Genomic DNA, 23,859 nt, shown 5'->3' on the forward strand with positions numbered 1-23,859 from the left:
GGCCCGGTGTGCCCCGCTGCGCGCCGCCCCTCGGCGGCCGTGGGGTGGCCAGGAGGGGCGGGGCGGGCAGGGGGGCGGCAGAATGGCGGCGTTCGCGATGTGGCGGGCCTTCCCGGCATACGGGACCGTCCCTAGGCTCGAGCCCACTGCGCCGAGACCACGGCGACCCACCTCGGAGGTCGCGATGACCACCCAGCCCGTGCCTGCGCGGCGCCGCCTCCACCCCGCGTGGATCGTGGCCGTCGTCACGCTGGGCGCGCTCGTCGCGGGCGCGGCCTTCCGCTCCTCGACCGGGGTGCTGCTCGAGCCGATCGAGCGCGAGTTCGGCTGGAGCCGGGCGACCACGTCTGGTGCGGTGAGCCTCAACCTCGTGCTCTACGGCGTGGTCGCGCCGTTCGCCGCCGCGCTGATGGAGAGCTGGGGCGTCCGCAAGGTCGTCACCATCGCCCTCGCCGTCGTCGGGATCGCGAGCGGCATGACCATCGTCATGACCCAGCCGTGGCAGCTGTGGCTGCTGTGGGGCCTGCTCATCGGGACCGGCACGGGCGCGATGGCGCTGGTGCTCGGCGCGATCATCGCCAACCGGTGGTTCGACGAGCGCCGGGGCCTGGTCACCGGGCTCTTCTCCGCCGCCAACGCCACGGGTCAGCTGATCTTCCTGCCGCTCATCGCGGCCGCCGCGGAGGGACCGGGCTGGCGCTACGCCGCCGGGGTGACGGCCGTGCTCGCCCTGCTCATGGCCGCGCTCGTCGCGGTATTCCTGCGCGACCGGCCCGCCGACATCGGGATCCTGCCGTACGGCGCGACCGAGCCGCCGCCCCCCGAGGTCCGCCGCTACGCCAACCCCGCGTCGCAGGCCCTCGCCGTGCTGCGGCGCGCGAGCCTGACGTGGCCGTTCTGGGCGCTGGTGCTGACCTTCTTCGTGTGCGGGTGGTCGACCAACGGCCTCGTGCAGACCCACTTCGTGTCGGCGGCCCACGACCACGGGATGCCCGCGACGACGGCGGCCGGGCTGCTCGCGGTGGTCGGGATCTTCGACCTGGTGGGGACGGTCGCGTCCGGGTGGCTGACCGACCGGATGGACTCGCGCTACCTGCTCGCCGCCTACTACGGCCTGCGCGGGCTGTCGCTGCTGACCGTCCACGAGCTGCTCGCCTCGACCGTTCAGCCGGCGTTGTGGGTGTTCATCGTGTTCTACGGCCTCGACTGGGTGGCGACCGTGCCGCCGACCGTGGCGCTGTGCCGCCAGTTCTACGGCATCGAGGACTCCGGCGTGGTGTTCGGCTGGACCTATGCCTCGCACATGATCGGCGCCGGCATCGGCGCCAGCGTCGCCGGAGGCATCCGCGAGGCGACGGGCAGCTATCACGGCGCCTGGATCGTGGCCGCGGGGCTGTGCGTCGTGGCGTGCGTGTGCGCGCTGACCATCCCGAGGCGTGGCGCGCCGGTGCGCTTCGAGATGGCGATGGAGCCGTCCGACCCCTAGAGCTCGCGCACCCAGCGGTCACCGTCTGGCGCAAAACCCATGGCCTGCAGGTATCTGCGGTGGACGTCGGTCTCGGCCGTGGCGACCACGCGGCGGATGCCCTTGCCCCGCAAGGCGCCGGCGCGGTCGGCATACAGCCATCGCCCGATGCGCGAGTCTCGATAGGCGTGCATGACGTAGTCGAGGTCGACGTGCAGGTCGCGACCGTCCCTGCGCCCCAGCAGCGCCCCCGCGGGCAGGCCCTCGCGCGTCAGGACGAAGGCCACGTCGTCGAGGTGCGCGCTCGTGAATCCTGGCTGGCTGCGGTGGATGTCGTCGAGGTGGGTGCGCAGGAAGTCCGTGAGGTAGGGGTCCTCGTGGTGCACCTCCACCATCCCGAGGTCCTGGCGCGGGCCGAGCTCGCGGCGCAGGTGCCAGACGTTGATCAGCGCGATGATCGCGTTGGACACGATGACCGGCCACGCCCCGATCAAGGCGCCATAGACCACGAAGGTGACCGACCCCACGAACGAGATGACCCGCAGTCGCACGACCGAGGTCATCGCCAGCGACGTGACGATGAGGGCGGACGCGAGATAGCCGACGAGCTCGGTGGTCATGCCCCACCTCATCACGTCCGGGCCGTCGAGTCCCGCAGATCAGCTCGTATGCCGACCCGCCCGCCGCACGACGGGCCCGGGCATCACGCGGTGGCCGCCGCCACGGGCAACCCCGCCTCGAGCCACGCCCCGAAGCCACCGGTGACCGCGGCGACGGGGGCCCGCACGGCCGCGCGCAGCTGCTCCGCGAGGGTTGCGGCCTCGTCGTCGGTGTCCGCGAGGACAAAAACCCGCTGCGGCGCCGGCGCGACGGCGAGGTCTGCGGCCAGGCGCGGCGCGAGGTCGGGGTGGATCGCGCCGGTGCTGCGGTCGCGGCGCGCGTCCACCAGGGCGGCCCGGGCATAGAGCGCGAACTGGTAGGCGGCCCGGGCGGACACGTGCCCGGCGACCGTGGCGGTAGTGGCGGGTGAGGCGAACAGCTGGGTCTGGGCGGTGGTGTCGTTCATCGCGGGTCTCTCTCGGGGCGGGGCGGACGGTCGTCGTCGGCCGAGGTCGGGCGGGGGCTGGGGCTCAGCGCGTGCCGCGACGACACCGGTCGGCCGCGGCGAGGCGGCACATTCGGTGGCTGCGAGAGGTCATGACACCTAGGAGACCATGGGCAAACCATCATCGGAAGTAACTCGACCGATAATTCCGCGTTATGAGACGGGAGGGGCCAAAGGGTGATCGTCGCGGCGGCGGACTGGGGTTGCGCGCAGCCGAGAGTGTGGTGTGATGACCGCCATGGCCGACACCCCACCCAGCAGCACGCCCAGCGGCGCCACCGACACCCGCGCCGGCGGACGCAGCGCCATCCTCGGCGCGATGTTCCTCATGGCGACCAGCGCCATCGGGCCGGGCTTCATCACCCAGACCACGACCTTCACGGTCAGCCTGGGCGCCGCGTTCGCCTTCGCGATCGTCGTGTCGATCCTGGTCGACATCGCCGTGCAGATGAACGTCTGGCGGGCCGTCGGCGTCAGCGGCCTGCGCGCCCAGGAGCTCGCCAACCGCGTGGTGCCCGGGCTCGGCTGGGTGCTGTCGGCGCTCGTGCTCCTCGGCGGCCTCGTCTTCAACATCGGCAACGTCGCCGGCACCGGCCTCGGCCTGGACGCGATGATGGGCGTCGACCCGACCGTGGGGGCGGTCGTGTCCGCGGCCATCGCCATCGCGATCTTCCTGGTCAAGCGGGCGGGCCTGCTGCTGGACCGGATGGTCGTCGTCCTCGGCCTGCTGATGATCGGGCTCACGACCTGGATCGCCATCACGTCCAGACCGCCGGTCGGCACGGCCCTGCGCAACGCCGTCCTGCCCGACACCCTCGACGTCGTCGCCATCACCACGCTGATCGGCGGCACGGTCGGCGGCTACATCACCTATGCCGGCGCCCACCGCCTCCTCGACTCCGGCCTCACGGGCCCGCAGCACGCACGCGAGATCGGGCGCTCGTCGGTGCAGGGCATCCTGGTCACCGCCATCATGCGGGTCGTGCTCTTCCTCGCGATCCTCGGGGTCGTGGCGGGTGGCGCCACGCTCGCCAAGGCCAACCCCGCGGCGAGCGCGTTCGAGCAGGCGGCGGGGTCGTTCGGCCTGCACGCATTCGGGGTGATCCTGTGGGCCGCAGCGATCACGAGTGTCGTCGGGGCGTCATACACCTCCGTCTCGTTCCTGACCAGCTCCACCACGAGCGACCGCACCCGCAACCTGCTGACGGTCGTGTTCATCGTGGTCTGCACGATCCTGTTCCTCGTGCTGCGCAAGGCCCCGGTCACGCTGCTCGTCTTCGCCGGCGCCTTCAACGGCCTCATCCTGCCGCTCGGCTTCACCGTCATCCTGGTCGTGGCGATCTGGCGGCGGGACCTGCTGCACGGCTACGCCTACCCGCGATGGCTCATCGTCGTCGGGGTGCTGGCGTGGCTGCTCACCCTGTACCTCGGCTACCAGTCCCTCGGCAGTCTCGCCAAGCTCTGGGGATAGGAGGATCCCGTGCGCATCGACCTCAACTCCGACCTCGGCGAGTCCCTCGGCTCGTGGACCATGGGTGATGACGAGGCCATGCTCGACGTCGTGACCAGCGCGAACGTCGCCTGCGGCTTCCACGCCGGTGATCCGCTCGTGATGCAGCGCACGGTGACGGCGGCCGCAGAGCGCGGGGTCGTCGTGGGGGCCCACGTGGCCTATCGCGACCTCGTAGGCTTCGGCCGCCGCTTCCTGGACGTGGCGCCGCACGAGCTCGTCGCGGACGTCGCCTACCAGGTCGCCGCCCTCGACGGGATGTGTCGGCTCGCGGGCACCCGGGTCGCCTACGTCAAGCCGCACGGCGCGCTCTACAACACGATCGTGCACCACGAGACGCAGGCCCGCGCCGTCGTCACCGCCGTCAAGTCGTATGACGACGCCCTCCCGATCATGGGGCTCCCCGGCAGCGCGGTGCAGCGCCTGGCCGACGAGGCCGGACTGCCGTTCGTGGTCGAGGCGTTCGCGGACCGCGGCTACCAGCCCGACGGGACGCTGACGCCGCGCTCGCAGCCGGGCGCGGTGCTGCACGACGACGACGCCGTGGCGGCCCGCATGGTGCGGCTCGTGACCGAGGGCGTGGTCGAGGCGGTGGACGGCTCCCAGGTGAGGCTGTCCGCGGACTCCGTGTGCACGCACGGGGACTCGCCCGGCGCCGTGCAGATGGCGCGGGCCACGCGGGCCGCTCTCGAGGCGGCCGGCGTGGCGATCCGGCCGTTCCTGCGGTGACGTGATGCCGACCTGGCGGCGCCTCGGCGACACCGGCGTGCTGGTCGAGCTGCCCGGCCTGGACGAGGTGCTCGCGCTGGACGCGGCGGTGCGCGCCGAGATCGACCGTGGCGCAACGGGTCTGGCCGACGTGGTGGACGTCCTGCCGGCGGCCCGCACCCTGACGGTGACCGCTCCGGCCGGGAGCGACCTCGGGCGGCTGGCCACCGAGATCCTCGCGGTGGCGGCCGATCTCGACCCCGGGGCAGCGGCGGGTGAGGCCGACGAGGTCGAGATCGCGGTGCACTACGACGGGCCGGACCTCGACGAGATCGCCTCGCTGACAGGGCTGTCCGCCGACGAGGTCGTCGCCGCCCACACGGGCACCCCCTGGCGGGTGGCGTTCGGTGGCTTCGCGCCCGGCTTCTTCTACCTCGTCGACGGGGACCCGCGCCTGGCGGTGCCGCGGCGCGGCGAGCCCCGCACGGCCGTGCCCCCCGGATCCGTCGGGCTGGCAGGGGAGTTCAGCGGGATCTATCCTCGCGCCTCGCCCGGCGGATGGCAGCTGCTCGGCCACGTGGACGACGCCCTGTGGGACGTCGACCGCGACCCACCCGCGCTCCTGCGGCCCGGGCAGCGCGTCCGCTTCGCTGCAGCACCGGCCGCCCCGGTCGGATCCGGTGACCTGTCACGGGGATCCGCTGCCCCAGGTGAGTCCCCCGACCCCGCCGCCGAGGGCAGTGCGGCCATGCCTGTGCCGTCGGCCGCGACATCCGTCGGGGGCCGAGGTGTCGTCACCGAGCACGGGTCGCTGACGGTCCTCGCGACCGGTCCCCGGGCCCTCGTGCAGGACCGCGGCCGACCCGGGCTCGCCCACCTCGGCGTCGGTCGCTCCGGCGCCGCTGACCGCAGCGCCCACGCCCTCGGCCAGCGGCTCCTCGGCAACGAGCTCGACTGCGCTGCCGTGGAGGTCACGCTCGGCGGCCTGGCGGTCCGCGCCGAAGCCGACTGCCTGGTCGCCGTCACCGGAGCCCCTGCACCGGCCCGGGTCGACGACCGCCCGGTGGGTCACGCGGCGGTCCTGCGCCTCGTGACGGGTCAGGTCCTGCGGCTGGGCGCACCGGCATACGGGCTGCGCAGCTATCTGTCGGTCCGCGGAGGGGTCGACGTGCCGCCGGTCCTCGGCTCGCGGTCGACCGACACCCTCGCCGGGCTCGGTCCCGACCCGCTGTCGGACGGCGACGTGCTGCCCATCGGCGGGGCCCGGCGTGCCCTCCCGACGACGGAGCAGGCGCCGCTGCCCGGCGGTCCTCCCGCGCAGGTCGTGCTGCGCGTCGTCCCGGGTCCGCGCATCGACTGGCTCGCCGACCGAGAGGCCCTGGTCGCGACCGCCTGGGAGGTGTCGGGCCGCAGCGACCGCATCGGGGCCCGCCTCGTCGGGGAGCCCCTCTCCCGGCACCCCGACCACGAGGGCGAGGAGCTGCTGAGCGAGGGCGTCGTCCGCGGCTCGGTCCAGGTGCCTCCGGGGGGCGAGCCCGTGCTCTTCCTCGCGGACCACCCTGTCACCGGCGGCTACCCGGTCGCCGCGGTCGTGGTCGACGACGACGTCGACCTGGCCGCCCAGCTGCGCCCCGGCGACCGGCTGCGCCTCGCCTGGCACCCCACCTCTCGTCCTGCCACCTCTCCTCCCGCTCCAGGATCGGAGACGACATGACCCGGGCCACCGATCCCGCGTCCCTGACTCCCGGCGAGGCTCGCGCCCTCTTCCGCAGCGGTCTGGTCACGCCGACGGCCGGCTGGTGCCGCGGCCACGCCCAGGCCAACCTCGTGTGCGTGCCGCGCGAGCTGGCCTTCGACATGCTGCTGTTCGCGCAACGCAACCCCAAGCCGTGTCCCGTCCTGGACGTGCTCGAGCCCGGCGCGACCTCCGGCCCGATCCTCGACGGCGACGTCCGCACCGACCTGCCGCTCTATCGGGTGTGGCGGGACGGCGAGCTCGAGGCCGAGGTGCCCGACGTGCGCGAGCACTGGCGGGACGACCTCGTGAGCTTCCTGGTGGGGTGCAGCTTCACCTTCGAGCACCCGCTGGTCGCGGCCGGGATCGAGGTCCGCCACATCGTCGACGGCAGCAACGTCCCGATGTACCTCACCGAGCGCCCCTGCCGCCCCGCCGGCGACCTCACCGGGCCGATGGTCGTGTCGATGCGGCCGATCCCCGCCGACCGCGTCGCCGACGCCGTCCGGATCAGCGGCCGCTACCCGGGCGTGCACGGTGCGCCGGTGCACGTCGGTGACCCGGCGGCGCTGGGGATCGGTGACCTCGACCGGCCCGACTTCGGTGACCCGGTGCGCATCGAACCCGGCGAGATCCCGGTCTTCTGGGCGTGCGGGGTGACGCCGCAGGCGATGGTCATGGCCTCGCGTCCGTCGTTGGCGATCACGCACGCGCCGGGCCACATGCTGATCACGGACGCGCGCGACAGCGACTACCTCGCCCCCTGACCCCTCGCGCCCGCCCCTCGCTCGACACCGAGACCTGCACGGTCCCGGCGCCGGTCGCCGGCACGTACTACGTCGGGCTGCGCGGCTGCTCGGCCTACTCCGGGGTGACGCTCACGGCGTCCTACACGGCGCGCTGACCCGCCCCGCCCCACCACGATCGTGAGCGTCTCGTCCAAGAAGGCTGGTCGAGACCCTCACGATCCTGGGAGGGGGTGCGGGCGCGGTGCTCGTGCACCACCAGCAGGCCGACCACGGCCCACGCGACGGCCACCAGCGCGGAGGCCACCGGGTCGCTCGGCCGGTGCCACCCCGCCAGGACCACGCCGAGCCCCGTGAGCAGGGTGGCGAGGGTGGCCAGCGTGGCCCACACCGCGCGCAGGCCGCCGCCCAGCGCCACGACCGCCGCCACTGCGAGCGCCGCCACGGCCCCCGTGTGGCCGCTCGGGAACGAGTTGCCGTAGTGCGAGATCCCCAGATCGGGCCGCACGAGCGTGTACTTCAGCACCTCGGCCGACACGAAGGTCCCGGCCGCACAGGCCACACCCACGATCGCCGGCACCGCGCGACGCTGCGCCACCGCGAGGAGCACGACCACGCCCAGCGCCGCCACGCAGGAGGGCGGCGTGATCACCCCGAGCGCCTCCGCGACGCGCCGGGCGCCGACGGGGGACAGCTCGTGCAGGTGCCACCAGATGCGGTGGTCCCAGGCCTGGCCGCGCACGGTGCACACGGCCACGGCATACAGACTCGTCAACGCGGCGCACGCCGCAGCCAGGCCGGTCATGCCGGCGAGGCGGGCGCGCACCAGGCTGGTGGAGCTCACGGCGCGGGGGGCAGGGCTGGTCATGCGGGTCCTCTCGACCGGATCACGGTAGGTCCTCGGGCTGTGCACGGGCTGTGGCCGCAGGCGGGCGAGCGGCCGGCAAGACAGACGCGCACCCCAGGGAAAGGAGCCCGGGGTGCGCGCGGCCGCCAGTCAGCCGACCGGGACGAGCCTCGCGAGGTCGTTGCGGGTGCGGCTGGTGGTCTCGCACGTGACGAGACCGAGCTGGCGGGGTCCGGCACGGTCCACGATCCATGCCGGAAGGCTGTGCTTGTCGACGCCCGGCAGCACCTCGACGACGCGCCAGGCCTGGCCGGCGACGGTGACGGTGTCACCGGTCTTGAGCTCGCGGACGTACTCCAGCGCGCCGACCGTGGCGTCGCTGCGCGTGGAGTGGCCGACGACGATCGTGGTGCCCCGTGTCGCCCCGAAGTCCGGGCTTCCCGTCCACCGGCACACCGCCCCGATGTCGCTCGGCGGCGTGACGGTGTTGTCCTCCGTGGCGCAACCCGTGACCGGCGCGTTGACGCCCAGCACGGGGATGCGCAGGGTGCGTGAGCCGTCGTCGACCGTGCGGGTGGCGGCAGCGGCGGTGCTGCTGGGCGCCGAGGCACCGGCCGGGACGGCGGAGGTCCGCGCCGGCGCGGTGGGTGCGACGGTGGTCGACCCGGTGCCGGGCGCGCCCGAAGGGCCCGTCGTCACCGTCGTGCCGCCCGAGGGGACGCGGGCCGAGGAGCTCGCGGTGCTCGGCACTGCCGTCGCGGTGCTCGTGGCGACGTCGGTGCGGTGATGGGTGGCCGGGCTGCCTCCCTCGGCGCCGCACCCCGTCAGCAGCAGGCCGAGGGCGACGGCGGTCGTCACGGCGAGCCCGGGGCGACGTGGCGTCATCTCGTCCTCCTGGTCCTGTGGTGGGGTGCTGCGAGCGGCCGCGCGCCGGAGGGTGGTTCGTCCGGGTGCAGGGACGAGGCCCCCTGCCCCGTGGGGAGCCGGGGGCCTCGCCACCCGGCTGGGACGCTACGTCGCCTCCCAGCGTGTCATGCCGTCTGCCGTGCGTCAGGCGTTCTGGCGGCGACGGATGGCGGGGACCGTCATCAGGCCCGCCGCGACGGCACCGAGCACGCCGGCACCGAGCGCGCCCGCACCGAGGCCGGACCCGTCACCCTCCACGCCGGAGTTGAACACCGGGGCGCCGTTGGCGGTCGCCTTGGCCGGGGCCTGCGCCATGACACCGGCTGGGGTGACCGTGACGACCTCGACCGGGGTGTGGCCGGCCGGCGTGATCGAGACCGGGGTGCCGGCGGGCTCGGCCGGCTTGGCCGGGGCCGGGGTCTCGACCACGGGCTTGGTGGGCTTGGCGGGGGTCTCGGTGGCGGGCTTCTCCGGAGCCGGTGTGGTGGGCGTGGTCGGCGTCGGGCAGGTGTTGTCGCAGTCCTCGGCCGGAGGCGTCGTCGGCGTGGTGCACGGGTTGTTCGCGTCCTTGATGACGTGCTCGACCACGTCGCCGGTCGGGAAGGTGTACCAGTCGGCGGAGATCGCCGTGACCACGAGGGTGCCGTTGCTCCACTCGCCGCGCTGCCAGATGACGCCCGTGGTCGCGGGCAGGGTGACCTGGTCGTTGTCCGGGCCGCAGACGGGGAGGACCACGGGGGCCGGCGGGGTGACGGTCTTGCAGATGTTGCAGTCGTGGCCGGGGGTGGTGTCCTCGGGCTTGGGCTCGGGCTTGGTCTCCGGCTTCTCGGGCTTGGGCTCGGGCTTGGGCTGGGGCTTGGTCTCCGGCTTGTCCGGCGTGCTGCCGGGGCCCTCGGGGCGGTCGACCGGGCCGCAGTGGTCCTCGTTGATGCCGCCGTGGTTGCCGTGCTGGATGCAGTCCTTGCCCTTGCCCGGGTTGGGGTCGTCCTTGGCCGGCTTGCCCGTGGCGCCGTGGTCGCTGCCGTCAGCCTCCTCCGCGTGCGCGGTGGTCTGCTTGGGCGTGCCCTGCTTGTCGGTCGTGCCCTGCTTGGCGGTCGAGCCCTGCTTGTCGGTCGAGCCCTGCTTGTCGGTCGAGCCCTGCTTGTCGGTCGAGCCCTGCGTGGCGGGCTGGGCGCCGCCGTCGTGGCCGGCGGCCAGGGCGGTGCCGGCGCTGCCCAGGGCGACGCTCAGGGCGAAGGCGCCGGAGACGACGATGCGGCTGGTGGTGAGCTTGCGGTTCATGGTGCAGTTCCCTTCTGGCGGAGCGTCGGTGCTCCCTGATGTGTGATGTGCCGCCGGGCCGAGCGTGGTCTCGGTGTGGTGTTTCAGTGCGGCGCCCCCCGTTGACAGCAATTCAACGGGGGCATTCATCGAGCGCATCAGAAATGCAGAGGAAATGATCCGAAGAAGGGAAGAATTCGAGCAGAGCGTGCCGCTTCGCGCACACCCCGTGATGGTCAATTCTGGTGACCTCATATGTCCGCAGGCCTCTGAGCAGCAAATTTAATCCCAACGGCCGTGAGATGACGACAAAATTGCGCAGCGTGATGAGGCAATTACCCTGGGTTGTCCATGGCGCAGGTGCAAGAGGGCTGGGCCCGAAAAGTCGGTCGCCCGCCTTTCATCGAGGAGTCAGCAAATCGGGCAATTCGACCTCGCTCAATGACCAACAATCACGCAAAGAATGCAGCCGGATACGTTGCGTGATCGCCCCTCGCGTCATGTCCGGAATGTGCCGCAGATGTGCGCCTCTTGCGTGGTGCAGGACCGCTCGCTATCCGGGGGGACCGAGGTCGGGGTGTCCGTGAGGCAGTGAGGTGCTGCAGCGCGCCGTCGCCGGCCCCCTCGGTGGCGGCGCCGAGCGCGTCCGCGCTGACCTTTTGTGACGCAGAGTGATAGTTTGCTGGCGACGTCAACGCCATCAACACAGGTCAGAAGACCAAGCAATGACTGCGGAGAGTAATCATGCGAAGGATGTGGACAAGGTGAGCGGGAGCCGCGCGCGCGTCGAGGCGCTGCCGAACATCGGTCCCAAGCTGGCTGCGGCGCTGCGAGCCGTGGGCGTGCCCGATGCCGAGACCCTGCGCCAGCGAGGCTCAGAGGCGGTGTGGCGGGACATGCGCGAGCAGGGCCTCTTCGACGACGCCACGTCCCTGCAGGCTCTCGAGGGCGCGGTGCGCGGGGTGCGCTGGCACGACCTCGACCGCGGGCTGCGCGCGCGGCTGGTCGAGATCGCCACGGACCCGGACCACGAGAACGGCTTCGCGGCCGACGCGGGCTGAGCGCCCACGCCGCGCGCGGTCGGTGAGAAACTGTGGGCATGACCACACCTGACGCTGCCGCCCCGGCCGAGACCGCTCCCATCGCGCTGACCATCGCCGGGTCCGAGGCCACCGGCGGCGCAGGGGCCCAGGCCGACCTCAAGACCTTCCAGGCGCTCGGCGCCTTCGGCATCGCCGCCCTCACCTGCATCGTGTCCTTCGACCCCAAGGCCGACTGGGGGCACCGGTTCGTGCCGGTGGACCCGGGCGTGATCGCCGACCAGCTGGAGGCCGAGCTGGCGGCATACGACATCGACACGATCAAGGTGGGCATGCTGGGCACCCCGGCCACCATCGAGACCGTCGCGGGCGTCCTGCGCCAGGCCAGGCCGCGCAATCTCGTCCTCGACCCGGTCCTCATCTGCAAGGGGCAGGAGCCCGGCGCGGCCCTCGACACGGACACGGCCCTCAAGGAGCAGGTACTGCCGCTGGCGACCTTCGTGACACCCAACCACTTCGAGTCGATGGCGCTGTCGGGACTGGACGCGATCGAGGACGAGGACGACCTCGTGGCTGCCGCCCGCGCCATCCACGAGCGCTCGGGAGCCGTCGTGCTCGCCAAGGGCGGGGTCCGGCTCGCCGGCCCGGACGCCATCGACGTCTTCTACGACGGGGCCACCCTCGAGGTGCTGCGCGCCCCCAAGGTGGGCGACCTCGCCGTCAGCGGCGCCGGCTGCAGCCTCGCTGCCGCCGTCACCGCGGAGCTCGCCAAGGGCGCGACGCCGCTCGAGGCCGCTCGCACCGCCAAGGAGTTCGTCCGCGAGGCGATCCTGCACCGGATGCCCTCTCGGGCGCCGTTCGAGGCCGTCCGGCAGGTCTGACGCTCCCGGCGCGACGGCCCGCACCCGCGAAACGAGCAGATGACCAGCCCCGGCCGCCGTCGGCGGTCGGTCGTGTGGCTGCTCGGGTGCCTCGTGGTCATCGGTCTGGCGGTGTCGGGGGCCTGGGCCGTCGTCAGCGGACGCCGTGACGCGGCGTCGGGCGCGGAGCACTACCGGGTGGTGGGTGCGGTGGGTGGTGACGTCCTGGACGTGACGGCCGTGCGCACGCGCCACCTGGTGCGGCTCTCGGGTGTCGAGGCTCCGCGCACCACGGCGGCGAGCGGCACCGAGTGCCTGGCGCCGGAGGCGCACGACGCTCTGCGACGGTTGGCGCCCACCGGTTCGCCGATCACGCTGCGCGGTGAGCCCGGGGGCCCGGGTGGGGCTCGCGCGGACGGGCGTGGAGGCGGGTCGGACGAGGGGGCGGCGCAAGCCGCCGCGGTCTACGACCACCGAGGGAGGCTGATCGCCGCGGAGCTGGCGCGCGACGGTCTCGTGGTCCCGTCGCCCACCGGCGCCTCGGAGGGCACCGCTGACCCGACGCGCGGCCGCGATGCCGAGGCGCTCGCCGAGGGATTCGACCTCGCCCGGACCGAGGGGGCGGGCTTCTACGACGAGGACCTTGCCTGCACGGTCCCAGGCCAGGTCAGGGCCCGGATCACGACACTGCAGCTCGCGTTGGGCCCCCGTCAGCGGTGGGCGGACGGCGGATCCGCCCCGGTGCCCGCCCAGGTCGATGCCGCGCTCGCGTCCGCGACCGACCTGTGGCGGCACCTCAGCACCGACGGCCCCCACCGGGGTGCGCCGGAGTGGCGGGCGCTGTCGGCCAATGACACGGCACTCCTGCGGATGCGCCTGGAGGCGGCGATCGTGGGGACGCAGGCCATGAGGTTCGGCGCGTCGACGCTCGCCGGGCGGGGCTAGGGATCAGACGGCCGGCCAGGCCGGCGGGTCACTCGCCGGGGGTGGTCGCCGACCCCGCCAGGAGGCGTTCGACGTACTTGGCGATGACGTCGACCTCGAGGTTGACGGGGTCGCCGACCTGCTTGCGCCCCAGGGTGGTTAGCTCGAGCGTCGTCGGGATCAGCGACACGGCGAAGGTCATGTCGTCCACCGCGCTCACCGTCAACGAGATGCCGTCGACGGTGATCGACCCCTTGTGGACGACATAGCGCGACAGCTCCGTGGGCAGGGAGAAGGTCACGACCTCCCACCGGTCCCCGGGCTCGCGGCTCACGATGGTGGCCGTGCCGTCGACGTGCCCCTGCACCACGTGCCCGCCGAACCTCCCGCCGGCCGCCATCGCCCGCTCGAGGTTGACCGGCGAACCCGCCTGCAGCGCACCGAGGCTCGACCGGTCGAGGGTCTCGCGCATCACGTCCACGCGAAAGGTCGTCCCGTCGTGCTCCACGACCGTCAGGCACACGCCGTTGACGGCGATCGAGGCGCCGTGGGTCGCGTCGCTCACCACCAGGGGCCCGCGCACGGTCAGGACGGCGCTGTCGGCGCCGAGCTCGACGGACTCCACGGAGCCGAGCTCCTCCACGATGCCGGTGAACATGCCTGCTCCTTCGTTGCGACGTCCGGCCCCAACCTACCCGGGCTCGGCCGCCAGGTCGGCCAGCCATCCGCGGGACGATGCGTGGGAGACGCGCGTCGCCGCCACGCGGCAGGCCAGCTCCACCGCGGCCGGGAGCTCGAGCCCCAGCGCGACGCCGGCCGCGAGCGCTCCGTGGAAGGCGTCCCCCGCGCCCAGGGAGTCCACGGCCGTCACCGCGGGCGGTGTCGTGGCGTGCTCGCGACCGTGACGGTCACGCCACCGCACAGGCCGCGGCCCGTCGGTGAGCAGGGCTGTGTCGCAGCCGGACTCGAGCAGGTGGTCCAGCGTGCGGGAGGGGCCCAGGCCGAGCTGGTGAGCGTAGGCCGAGGAGGCTGCCGCCACGTCGACGAGCGGCAACCAGCCCTCGACGTGGTCCTTGACGCTGCCCGCGTCCAGCAGGGTCCGCGCGCCTGCGGCCCGGGCCTCCCGCAGCGCGGCCTCCCCGGCCTGAGGGTGATGCCCGTCGACGAGCATCGCCGCGCACGAAGCGATCTCGTCGCGCGCCTCGTCGGTCAGGTCCCACGCGGAGCTCCGTGCCCCGGGCGAGACGACCGTGCGCTCCCCGTCGGCGTGGACCAGGCAGGTGGCCACCGGCAGGGCCGAGCCCCCGCCGACCAGGTCCCCTCCGACCGAGCCCCCGCCGAGACCGGCCGCCAGGTCCACGAGGCGCACCCCGCACGCCGCCAGGTCGACGCGCACGACGTCGGCCGCGGCGCCCCACCCGACAGCGCTGACCAGTGTGACCGCCCCGGGAGCCAGCACGGCCGCGGCCGTCACCGCGGCGTTGGCCGCCGGGCCTCCCGCCAGGAGCTCGACCGCGTCCGAGCGGGACTTGCCGCCCAGGACGACGGGCTCGCTGACGCGCTGGACGACGTCGAGGGTCGTCAGCCCGACGCAGACGACCCGCGTGGTCCCCTCACCAGCCATCGTGCCAGCGTAGGACCCTTTCACCACGTCCGCTCGCCTAGGGTGAGGCCCATGCGCGCCGAGCCCGTCACCGACCCCGTCTGCTACCACGCCGAGGGGCCGGTCTGGTGGCCGACGTGGGGACTGCGGTGGGTCGATATGCTCGCGGGCGACGTGCTGACCCTGCGGCCCGACGGCGAGCCCACCCGCACCCACGTCGGCACCGTCGTCGCCTGCCTGCGACCGCGCGAGGGCGGCGGTGCCGTCCTGGCGCTCGAGCGCGCCGTCGCCAGCACCAGGCGCGACGACCTGACCGAGCTCACGGTCGGCCCGACCTTCGTCCCCGAGGGGATCCGCCTCAACGAGGGGGGCTGCGACCCCGACGGGCGTCTCTGGGTCGGGTCCATGGCCTACGACCAGCGGCCGGACGCGGCGACCCTCTACGTCGTCGACGACGCCTTGGCCGCGCGCCCCGCCCTCGACCCCGTGACCGTCTCCAACGGCATCGTCTGGAGCCCGGACGGGGCCACCGGCTACTACGCCGACACCGCCACCCACCAGGTCATCTCCTTCCCGTATGCCGGGACCCCCGCCATCCAGGACCCCCGCACGCTCGTGGACCTCGGCCGGGACGGCAGCCCCGACGGGCTCGCCGTCGACGCCGAGGGCGGCGTCTGGATGGCGATGAACGGCGACGGCGAGGTCCGTCGCTACACCCCGCAGGGGCGGCTCGACGAGGTCGTGCAGGTCCCCGCCCGGCAGGTCACCGCCTGCACGTTCGGCGGCGACGACCTCGGCATCCTCTACATCACCACGTCCAGGGAGGGCCTCGACGATGGCGACGACCCGTTGGCGGGCGGGGTGTGCGCCATACGGCCTGGTGTGGCTGGTCTGCCGGCGCTGACCTGGCGCGGCTGAGGATGGTCACCGGGGTCGTCTATCTGGTCGCCGGGGTGGGTCTGCTCCTCGGTGCCTTCCTGCCGAGGCTGCTGCGCGAGCGCGCCGTCTCGGCCCCGATGGTGGTGCTGCTCGTCGGCATCGCCGCCGGCTGGTTCCTGCCCGGCGACGAGCCGATCGCACCGGTCTTTCAGCAGGCCATCACCCAGCACGTCGCCGAGGTCTGCGTCCTCGTCTCCCTCATGGGGGTCGGCCTGGCGATCGACCGGCCGTTCGCCTGGCGGGCCTGGTGGCCGACATGGCGGTTGCTCGGCATCGCCATGCCGCTCACCATCGCCGCCGTCGCCCTGCTCGGGTGGTGGGTCCTGGCGCTGTCCCCGGCGGCCGCCATCCTGCTCGGTGCCGTGCTCGCCCCCACCGACCCGGTGCTCGCGTCGGATGTGCAGGTCGCCGGGCCCAGTGTCTCCGGCGGGGAGGAGAGCCCGGAGGAGGAGGACGACGAGGTGCGGTTCGCCCTCACCTCCGAGGCGGGGCTCAACGACGCCCTGGCCTTCCCGTTCGTGTGGCTCGCCCTGTACCTCGCCACCGAAGGACCGATCGCCGGGTGGGGCTGGCACTGGGTGGGCATGGAGCTCGTCGGCAAGATCGTCATCGGCGCTCTGGTCGGCCTGGCCAGCGGCTGGGTCTTCGGCAAGCTCGTGTTCCACGCGCACTGGGACACGCTGCGCCTCGCTGACGTCGGGGAGCCGCTGCTGGGGCTGGCGCTCGTCGCCACCGTCTACGGACTCGCGGAGGTCCTGCACGGCTATGGCTTCCTCGCGGTCTTCGTCTGCGCGGTGGCGTTGCGCGCCGCCGAGCGCGGCCACGAGTACCACGGCCGCCTGCACGACGCGATCGAGCACGTCGAGTCGGTGCTGACCCTGCTGATCCTGCTGCTGCTCGGCGCCTCCCTGTCGTCCGGCCAGCTGTCCGCGCTGAGCTGGGAGGGCATGCTCGTCGGCGTCGCCCTGGTGCTCGTCATCCGGCCCCTGTGCGGCTGGCTCTCGTTGGTCGGCACCCGGCAGCTGGGCGCGCGCGAGAAGGTCGTGACCGCGGTGTTCGGGGTGCGCGGGATCGGCTCGGTCTTCTACATGGCCTTTGCGACGGCCCAGCACCAGTGGCCGGAGCAGCGCACCCTCTGGGCGACCGTGACCTTTGCCATCGTGCTGAGCGTGATGGTGCATGGCGTGCTGGCCACCCCCGCCATGAAGGCCCTCGAGGAGCGGCGCGGGGCCCAGCAACCCGTCTGACCTGGGGGACGAGGCCCGGCTGATGCCCCTACCGGGGGCGGGATCATCGACCTGGCGGACGACGCCCGGCCGATGCCCCTACCCCCGGTAGGTCAGCGGGTGCGGCGGTCGGCGGCCTCGGGGTCGTAGGGCTTCTCCAGCGGCAGGCGCACCCCGCCGATCGTCGGCTGGAACTGGCTGCCGAGCTGGCTGACGGCGAGGCGCCCGACGAGCTGCTGGCGCGTGGTCGTCCGCTCGGCCCGCCCGGTCGACAGGAACGCGATGGCCCAGTGCAGCAGCGTCGTCACGCGGTGCTTGAAGCCCACGATGTTGATCAGGTGGACGAACAGCCAGGCCAGCCACGCCGGGAAGCCCGTGAGCTTGATCTTGCCGATGCTCGCGATGGCCCCGAACTTGCTGATCACGGCCATGGACCCGCGGTCCTTGTAGCGGAACGGCGAGGTGTCGCGGGCCCCGGCCACCTCGGAGGCGATGGTGCGTGCCGCGTGCTGACCGCCCTGGATCGCGACCTGGGCGACGCCGGGGAGCTTGTCGAGGCTCATCATGTCGCCGACGACGAAGATCTCGGGGTGCCCGGGCAGCGTCAGGTCGGGCGCCACGGAGATGCGCCCGGCGCGGTCGACCTCGGCGCCGGTCTGCTTGCCGAGCGTCGCGCCGAGGGGGCTGGCCTGCACGCCCGCCGCCCAGACCTTGCAGATGGCGCCGATGCGCTCGGTGCTGCCGTCCTTGTTCTTGTAGGTGACGGACTCGGAGTCGACGTCGGTGACCAGCGCGTCGAGGATCACCTCGACGCCGATGCGCTCGAGCTCGGCCTTGGCCCGCTCGGACAGCTTGTCGCCGAAGGCCCCGAGCACCGCCGGCGCCCCGTCGAGCAGGATGACGCGGGCCTGCGTGGAGTCGATGTTGCGGAAGTTGCCGGCGAGGGTGTGCACCGCCAGGTCCTTGATCTGCCCGGCCATCTCGACGCCGGTCGGGCCGGCCCCGACGACGACGAAGGTCATCAGGCGCTCGCGCTCGCCGGGGTCCTGCGAGAGCTCGGCGACCTCGAAGGAGCCGAAGATGCGCGCGCGCAGCTCGAGGGCGTCGTCGATGGTCTTCATGCCGGGGGCGTAGACCGCGAAGTGGTCGTTGCCGAAGTAGGACTGGCCGGCTCCGGCCGCCACGACCAGGTAGTCGTAGTGCAGCGTCGTCTCGTGCTGCAGAGCCTCGGCCGTGACCGTGCGGGACTCGACGTCGACGGCGGTGACCTCGCTCATCAGGACGGTGGCGTTCTTCTGCTTCTTGAGCACCTCGCGGGTGCTGGGGGCGATCTCGCCGGGGCTGAGGATGCCGGTCGCCACCTGGTACAGCAGGGGTTGGAACAGGTGGTAGACGGTCTTGCCGACGAGCGTCACGTCGACGTCCGCGTCCTTGAGCTCCTGGGCGGCGAAGAGCCCGCCGAACCCGGATCCGATGATCACCACGTGTGGGCGCTTGTGAGCCATGGCACCCAGGCTAACGTCACCTGATCCCCTGCGGGTGCCGGAGTCGTATGCCGAGAGCCCGCCCACCCGCGACGTCGCTCACATGCGCTCGGGGGCCTCGACGCCGAGCAGGTCCAGTCCCTGCACGAGGGTGCGCAGGGTGAGGGTGCACAGGGTCAGGCGCGAGGCGCGGGTGGCCTCGTCGTCCGCCTTGAGCACGGGGCACGCCTCGTAGAACGACGAGAAGGCCTGGGCCAGCTCGAACAGGTAGGTGCACAGGCGGTGCGGCTCGTAGATCGCGCCGACCTGGGCCACCACGCCGTCGAGGTCGAGAAGCCTCAGCGCCAGGTCGCGCTCCGCGGGCTCGGTGAGCAGGACGGGGGCGTCCTGGGCCTCGGGGTCCACGCCGGCGGAGCGCAGGATCGAGCGCAGGCGGGCCGTGGCGTACTGCAGGTAGGGACCGGTGTTGCCGGTGAGCGCCAGCATCCGGTCGAGGTCGAAGACGTAGTCCGAGTCGTGGGCGACCGACAGGTCGGCATACTTGACGCCCCCGATGCCGACCATCCGCGCGATCTCGGCCCGCTCGGCCTCGGGGAGCTCGGGCCGTGCCTCGTCGATGTAGGTGCGGGCATGTTGCACCGCCTCGTCGAGGAGGTACATCAGGCGCAGGGGGGCGCCGGAGCGGGTCTTGAGGATCTTGCGGTCCTCGCCGAGCACCGAGCCGATCTTGACGTGCATGACCTCGACGTCGTCGGGCAGGTAGCCGGCCCGACGGGCGGTCTCGAAGACCATCTGCAGGTGCAGCGACTGCGTGACCCCGATGACGTAGAGGATGCGGTCGGCGTGCAGGTCGCGGACGCGGTGCCGGACGGTGGCGACATCCGTCGTGCCGTAGCCGTAGCCGCCGTCGGACTTGCGGACGAACAGCGGGACCGGCTTGTCCTCGCGGCCGGTGAAGCCGGGGAGGAAGACGACGAGGGCGCCCTCGTCGACGGTCGCGATGCCCTTGGCCTCCAGGTCCTCGCAGATGCCGGGGAGGTCCGCGTTGTATGACGACTCGCCCGCCAGGTCGTCGTCGGTGAGGGTCACGCCGAGGGTCGAGTAGACCTTGTTGAAGTAGACCTTGGACAGGTCGTAGAGGCGGCCCCACAGGCGCAGGGTCTCCGGGTCGCCGGCCTGCAGCTTGACGACACGGGCGCGGGCGCGCGTCGCGAAGTCCTCGGACCCGTCGAACTTCGACCGCGCCGCCTGGTAGAAGGCATTGGGGTCGGTCTCGACGACCCGGGCCTCCTCGGAGTCCTCACCGACCTCCAGCAGGTGCTCGACGAGCATCCCGAAGGGCGTGCCCCAGTCGCCGACGTGGTTCTGCCGGATGACGGTGTGGCCCAGGTGCTCCAGCGTGCGCGCGAGCGCGTCGCCGATGATCGTCGTGCGCAGGTGCCCGACGTGCATCTCCTTGGCGACGTTGGGCGCGGAGTAGTCGATGGGGATGATCTCGGTGGGCTGGGTCGCGACGCCGAGCCGCGGGTCGGCCTGGGCGGCCTGCACCTGCCGGGCGATCCACGCGTCGTCGAAGGTCACGTTGATGAAGCCCGGCCCGCTGACCTCGGCTGAGGCGACGAGGTCGCCCCCCTGGAGGTGCTCGACGATCGCGTCGGCGACCTCACGCGGCTTGCGCCCGAGCCGCTTGGCCAGCGCCATGGCTGCGTTGACCTGCACGTCGGCGAACTGGCTGGGTCGCACCACGGGGTCCGCCCCTCGCACGTCCTCGCCGAACGCGGCGACGAGGGCGGACTGCACGGCCGGTGCGAGGGCGTCGATCGGGGCAACCATGGGCCCAAGGGTAGTGGTCCTGACCTGCCCGGCCGAACGCGTATCAGTGCCCCCGACACGCGGCGTTCACGGGGACCCGGTTGGATGGGGACGAGGAGCGCTCGCCCTGTCCTGACCGACCCGGAGGAAGTCATGCCGACCGTGCCCGATCCCGACGCCGCCCCCACCTCGCGGATCGCCGTCCTCACGAGCGGGGGTGACGCGCAGGGCATGAACGCCGCGGTGCGCGGCGCCGTCCGCACCGCCCTTCACCTCGGGGCCGAGGTCTTCGCGATCTACGAGGGCTACCAGGGCATGGTCGACGGCGGCGACGGCATCCGCCAGGTCGGCTGGGACGACGTCGGCAACGTCCTGCACCGCGGCGGCACCATGATCGGGACCTACCGCAGCAAGGACTTCCGCGAGCGCGCGGGCCGGCTGCGCGCCGCCGCCAACCTCGTCGAGCGCGGCATCGACCGGCTGATCGTCATCGGTGGGGACGGCTCGCTGAGCGGGCTCGACCTGTTCCGCCAGGAGTGGCCCGGGCTGCTCGCCGAGCTGGCCGACACCGGGCGCATCGACCAGGCGCTCGCGGACGCGCACCCCGCCCTGATGATCGCCGGGCTCGTCGGCTCCATCGACAACGACCTGGTGGGCACCGACATGACCATCGGCGCGGACAGCGCGCTGCACCGGATCGTCGACGCCATCGACGCGATCGCGAGCACGGCCGCGAGCCACCAGCGCAGCTTCGTCGTGGAGGTCATGGGGCGGCACTGCGGCTACCTGGCCCTGATGAGCGCCATCGCCGGCGGCTGCGACTACGTCCTGATCCCGGAGCACCCGCCCGCCGACGGGTGGGAGGACCGGATGTGCGCCGAGCTGCGACGCGGTCGCGCGGCCGGGCGCCGCGACTCGATCGTCATCGTCGCCGAGGGCGCCCAGGACCGCGAGGGCAGGCCGATCACGGCGGCCTACGTGCGGGACACGATCGAGCAGCGCCTCGACGAGGACACCCGCGTGACGATCCTCGGGCACGTGCAGCGCGGCGGCCGGCCGAGCGCCTTCGACCGGTGGGCCTCCACCTGGCTCGGCCACGCCGCGGCCGAGGAGGTCCTGGCGGCGACCCCGGAGTCGGTGGCCCACGTGGTCGGCATACGCGGCAACCGCATCGCCAAGGTCCCCCTCATGCAGGCCGTCGAGCGCACCCGGGAGGTGCCCGCAGCGATCAGCCGCGGCGACTATGCCGAGGCGATGCGGCTGCGCGGCGGGTCATTCACCGAGATGACTCAGGTGTTCGCCGAGATGTCCGAGCCGCCGGTGCCCGCCCTGGCCGAGGGCGAGGCGCCCCGACGAGTCGCGATCCTGCACGCGGGCGGCCTCGCGCCGGGCATGAACACCGCCGCCCGCGCCGCGGTCCGTCTCGGCATCGACCGCGGGCACACCATGCTGGGCGTGCGCGGCGGCTTCCCCGGGCTGCGGGACGGGCAGGTCGAGGAGCTGACCTGGGGCGACGTGGAGGGGTGGACCTCCATCGGCGGCGCGGAGCTCGGCATCCGGCGCAGCGTCCCCGACATCGAGGACCTCTACGCCATCGGGCGCAGCCTCGAGGCGGCCCGGGTCGACGCGCTGCTGGTCGTCGGCGGCTGGAACGCCTACCAGGGCGCCCACCGGTTGTGGGAGGAGCGGGACCGCTACCCCGCCTTCCGCATCCCCGTGGTGTGCGTCCCGGCCTCGATCGACAACAACCTGCCGGGGTCCGAGCTCGCCATCGGCACCGACACCGCCCTCAACGCGATCGTCGAGGCCGTCGACCGGATCAAGCAGTCCGCGTCGGCGCGGCGGCGCTGCTTCGTGGTCGAGACCATGGGGCGCTACTGCGGCTACCTCGCGCTGATGGGCGGGCTGGCGAGCGGGGCCGAGCGCGTCTACCTCCACGAGGAGGGCATCACCCTCGACGACCTGCAGGACGACGTGCGTCGGCTCCGGTCCTCCTTCGACGCCGGGCGACGCCTCTACCTCGCCATCCGCAACGAGCGCGCGAGCGAGCAGTACACGACGGACTTCCTCGCCCGTCTCCTCGACCAGGAGGGGCAGGAGAGGTATGACGTGCGCCAGGCGGTCCTCGGTCACCTCCAGCAGGGCGGCGACCCCTCGCCCTTCGACCGGGTGCTGGCGACGCGGCTCGTGGCGCACGCGGTGGACCTGCTGACCGAGCAGCTCGCCGCAGGGGGCCGCGAGGCGCAGCTGGTCGGTCTCGTCGCGGGCCGGGTGCAGGCCACGCCCATGGCGCGGATGCTCGAGCTCATGGACATGGCGCACCGTCGTCCCAGAGACCAGTGGTGGCTGGACCTGAGGCCCGTCGTCCGCGCCGTCTCGGAGCCGCCGCCGCCCGTGCTTGCGGGGCCTCGGGCGCCGTCCGCAGGCCTGTGACCTGCGCAGATGTGACCACGTGACCATATCGAGATTTTTTTGGACTCGGGGGTTTGCCGCCTGACGGGCCTGGGCAAGTTACGTGCAGCGGGGCACCGTCGTCCACGGCGACGGCGTCATCCGGCACTTGGTAACCAACGAAAGGCGGAACCCCAGCATGTTCTCCAACGAGCACATCGAGCAGGTCCTCAACGGCACCGTCGTCGACAACAACGGCGACAAGATCGGCAAGGTCGGCGACGTCTACAACGACGACCACACCGGCAACCCGTCCTGGGTGACCGTCAACACCGGCCTGTTCGGCACGTCCAACACCTTCATCCCGCTCGACGACGCGCAGGCCGATGGCGACACCATCCGCGTCCCGTTCTCCAAGGACAAGGTCAAGGACGCCCCCCGCGTGGACGCCGACCGTCACCTGGACGCCGACGAGGAGCGCGAGCTCTACCGCTACTACGGCCAGGACTACGACGAGGGCTACGTCGCTGCCGGCACCCGTGGCGGCGATCACGGCGCTGACGGCGACGCGGACGCCACTGCCGGCCGCAACGACCACGGCGCTGACGGCGACGCGGACGCCACTGCCGGCCGCAACGACCACGGAGCTGACGGCGACGCCGACGCGACCGCCGGTCGTCCCCTCGCCGACCGCGACCGCACCCAGGGCGACAACACGCTGACCCGCTCCGAGGAGGAGCTGCACGTCGGGACCCGCGAGCGCGAGGCCGGCCGCGTGCGCCTGCGCAAGCACGTCCGCACCGAGCGCGAGTCGGTCACGGTCCCGGTGACCCACGAGGAGGTCCGCGTCGAGCGCACCCCCATCCGTGACGGTGAGGGCGGCCGCATCGGTGGCGACGAGACCGCCGAGGTCCGCCTCAAGGCCGACGAGGTCGTCGTCGACAAGGACGTCGTGGCCAAGGAGCAGGTCTCCCTGGGCAAGGAGACGGTGACCGAGCAGCAGCGCGTCACCGAGGACGTCCGCAAGGAGGAGATCGAGGTCGAGCGCGAGGGCGGCGTCCGCGAGGGTGGCCTGCGTGACGGGGTCGGCAACGACCGCGACAACGACGGCAAGGTCGGCCTCGGCGACAAGATCAAGGACAAGCTGGACCGCGACAACGACGGCAAGGTCGGTCGCTGATCAGCCTGATCTGACGCGTCGAGCCCTGCTCGACGACAGGTTAGCCACGACGAAGGCCCGGCTCCCCACGCGGGGGCCGGGCCTGCGTCATGCCCGACGCCGGGCCCCGCATCTGTGA

21 protein-coding genes are annotated in these 23,859 nt (G+C 72.8%); 12 read left to right on the top strand and 9 right to left on the bottom strand.

Features of this window, described 5'->3' with window-relative positions:
- Positions 1–184 precede the first annotated feature (184 nt).
- A complete protein-coding gene (locus ACF3NS_RS03875) occupies positions 185–1,486 on the top strand; it encodes an MFS transporter (protein WP_392467914.1) in 1,302 nt (433 codons plus the stop codon).
- Here ACF3NS_RS03875 and ACF3NS_RS03880 read toward each other — a convergent pair.
- Both ACF3NS_RS03880 and ACF3NS_RS03885 read right to left on the bottom strand, forming a co-directional pair.
- Positions 1,483–2,085 carry a hypothetical protein gene (locus tag ACF3NS_RS03880; RefSeq protein ID WP_154592224.1) on the bottom strand — a complete coding sequence of 201 codons (603 nt, stop codon included), beginning with the start codon at positions 2,083–2,085 and terminating at the stop codon, positions 1,483–1,485. The genes ACF3NS_RS03875 and ACF3NS_RS03880 overlap by 4 nt on opposite strands.
- Positions 2,086–2,168: 83 nt before the next feature.
- Positions 2,169–2,531 carry a hypothetical protein gene (locus ACF3NS_RS03885; RefSeq protein ID WP_154592225.1) on the bottom strand — a complete coding sequence of 121 codons (363 nt, stop codon included), beginning with the start codon at positions 2,529–2,531 and terminating at the stop codon, positions 2,169–2,171.
- Between the two features lie 277 nt (positions 2,532–2,808).
- On the opposite strand from ACF3NS_RS03885, the gene ACF3NS_RS03890 reads away from it, so the two are divergent.
- The 4 genes from ACF3NS_RS03890 to ACF3NS_RS03905 are packed head-to-tail and all read left to right on the top strand — an operon-like array spanning position 2,809 to position 7,290.
- Positions 2,809–4,041: an NRAMP family divalent metal transporter gene (locus tag ACF3NS_RS03890; protein ID WP_154592226.1), complete on the top strand. Its 1,233-nt coding sequence runs from the start codon at positions 2,809–2,811 to the stop codon at positions 4,039–4,041.
- Positions 4,042–4,050: 9 nt separating this feature from the next.
- Complete coding sequence (locus ACF3NS_RS03895; protein WP_311966371.1) at positions 4,051–4,809, top strand: 5-oxoprolinase subunit PxpA; 759 nt, start codon at positions 4,051–4,053, stop codon at positions 4,807–4,809.
- 4 nt (positions 4,810–4,813) lie between these two features.
- Entirely contained in the window at positions 4,814–6,502 is a 1,689-nt protein-coding gene (locus ACF3NS_RS03900; RefSeq protein WP_392467915.1) for a 5-oxoprolinase/urea amidolyase family protein, read from the top strand.
- Positions 6,499–7,290: a putative hydro-lyase gene (locus ACF3NS_RS03905; RefSeq protein WP_288799491.1), complete on the top strand. Its 792-nt coding sequence runs from the start codon at positions 6,499–6,501 to the stop codon at positions 7,288–7,290. Before ACF3NS_RS03900 ends, ACF3NS_RS03905 begins: the two co-directional genes overlap by 4 nt.
- 121 nt (positions 7,291–7,411) lie before the next feature.
- Here ACF3NS_RS03905 and ACF3NS_RS03910 read toward each other — a convergent pair whose 3' ends face one another.
- The 3 genes from ACF3NS_RS03910 to ACF3NS_RS03920 form a co-directional block, all read right to left on the bottom strand.
- Positions 7,412–8,137, bottom strand: a complete 726-nt coding sequence (locus ACF3NS_RS03910; protein WP_392467917.1) for a phosphatase PAP2 family protein — start codon at positions 8,135–8,137, stop codon at positions 7,412–7,414.
- A gap of 129 nt (positions 8,138–8,266) precedes the next feature.
- The gene (locus tag ACF3NS_RS03915; RefSeq protein ID WP_392467919.1) at positions 8,267–9,001 is read right to left on the bottom strand and encodes a sortase domain-bontaining protein; all 735 of its coding nucleotides are present in this window, start codon (positions 8,999–9,001) and stop codon (positions 8,267–8,269) included.
- 165 nt (positions 9,002–9,166) lie between these two features.
- Positions 9,167–10,303, bottom strand: coding sequence for a hypothetical protein (locus tag ACF3NS_RS03920; RefSeq protein ID WP_392467920.1), 1,137 nt, complete (start codon positions 10,301–10,303; stop codon positions 9,167–9,169).
- A 743-nt stretch (positions 10,304–11,046) separates the two neighbouring features.
- On the opposite strand from ACF3NS_RS03920, the gene ACF3NS_RS03925 reads away from it, so the two are divergent.
- Genes ACF3NS_RS03925 through ACF3NS_RS03935 form a run of 3 tightly spaced genes read left to right on the top strand, consistent with a single transcriptional unit; the run spans position 11,047 to position 13,127 of the window.
- A complete protein-coding gene (locus ACF3NS_RS03925) occupies positions 11,047–11,343 on the top strand; it encodes a TfoX/Sxy family DNA transformation protein (RefSeq protein ID WP_195849090.1) in 297 nt (98 codons plus the stop codon).
- A 38-nt stretch (positions 11,344–11,381) separates the two neighbouring features.
- The gene (locus tag ACF3NS_RS03930) at positions 11,382–12,203 is read left to right on the top strand and encodes a hydroxymethylpyrimidine/phosphomethylpyrimidine kinase (protein WP_288799698.1); all 822 of its coding nucleotides are present in this window, start codon (positions 11,382–11,384) and stop codon (positions 12,201–12,203) included.
- 39 nt (positions 12,204–12,242) lie between these two features.
- On the top strand, positions 12,243–13,127 hold the full coding sequence (locus tag ACF3NS_RS03935; protein WP_288799700.1) for a hypothetical protein: 885 nt from the start codon (positions 12,243–12,245) through the stop codon (positions 13,125–13,127).
- A 28-nt stretch (positions 13,128–13,155) separates the two neighbouring features.
- On the opposite strand, the gene ACF3NS_RS03940 is transcribed toward ACF3NS_RS03935, so the two are convergent.
- Both ACF3NS_RS03940 and ACF3NS_RS03945 read right to left on the bottom strand, forming a co-directional pair.
- A complete protein-coding gene (locus ACF3NS_RS03940) occupies positions 13,156–13,764 on the bottom strand; it encodes a riboflavin synthase (RefSeq protein ID WP_154592235.1) in 609 nt (202 codons plus the stop codon).
- 33 nt (positions 13,765–13,797) lie between these two features.
- Positions 13,798–14,730 (bottom strand): PfkB family carbohydrate kinase, encoded by a 933-nt coding sequence (locus ACF3NS_RS03945; RefSeq protein ID WP_288799701.1) that lies wholly within the window; start codon positions 14,728–14,730, stop codon positions 13,798–13,800.
- Between the two features lie 51 nt (positions 14,731–14,781).
- On the opposite strand from ACF3NS_RS03945, the gene ACF3NS_RS03950 reads away from it, so the two are divergent.
- Entirely contained in the window at positions 14,782–15,627 is an 846-nt protein-coding gene (locus ACF3NS_RS03950) for an SMP-30/gluconolactonase/LRE family protein (RefSeq protein ID WP_392467923.1), read from the top strand.
- A 2-nt stretch (positions 15,628–15,629) separates the two neighbouring features.
- Positions 15,630–16,895, top strand: coding sequence for a sodium:proton antiporter (locus tag ACF3NS_RS03955; RefSeq protein WP_154592238.1), 1,266 nt, complete (start codon positions 15,630–15,632; stop codon positions 16,893–16,895).
- A 92-nt stretch (positions 16,896–16,987) separates the two neighbouring features.
- On the opposite strand, the gene ACF3NS_RS03960 is transcribed toward ACF3NS_RS03955, so the two are convergent.
- Entirely contained in the window at positions 16,988–18,379 is a 1,392-nt protein-coding gene (locus ACF3NS_RS03960) for an NAD(P)/FAD-dependent oxidoreductase (protein ID WP_154592239.1), read from the bottom strand.
- Between the two features lie 78 nt (positions 18,380–18,457).
- A complete protein-coding gene (gene argS / locus ACF3NS_RS03965) occupies positions 18,458–20,191 on the bottom strand; it encodes an arginine--tRNA ligase (protein WP_392467925.1) in 1,734 nt (577 codons plus the stop codon).
- 132 nt (positions 20,192–20,323) lie between these two features.
- Here argS and ACF3NS_RS03970 point away from each other — a divergent pair, with 132 nt between their 5' ends.
- Together ACF3NS_RS03970 and ACF3NS_RS03975 are read left to right on the top strand one after the other, a co-directional pair.
- Entirely contained in the window at positions 20,324–22,603 is a 2,280-nt protein-coding gene (locus ACF3NS_RS03970) for a 6-phosphofructokinase (RefSeq protein ID WP_392467927.1), read from the top strand.
- A gap of 157 nt (positions 22,604–22,760) precedes the next feature.
- A complete protein-coding gene (locus tag ACF3NS_RS03975; RefSeq protein ID WP_392467928.1) occupies positions 22,761–23,741 on the top strand; it encodes a DUF2382 domain-containing protein in 981 nt (326 codons plus the stop codon).
- Positions 23,742–23,859 lie beyond the last annotated feature (118 nt).

This window comes from Arsenicicoccus cauae (assembly GCF_043162025.1).
Taxonomy (GTDB): Bacteria; Actinomycetota; Actinomycetes; order Actinomycetales; family Dermatophilaceae; genus Arsenicicoccus; species Arsenicicoccus cauae.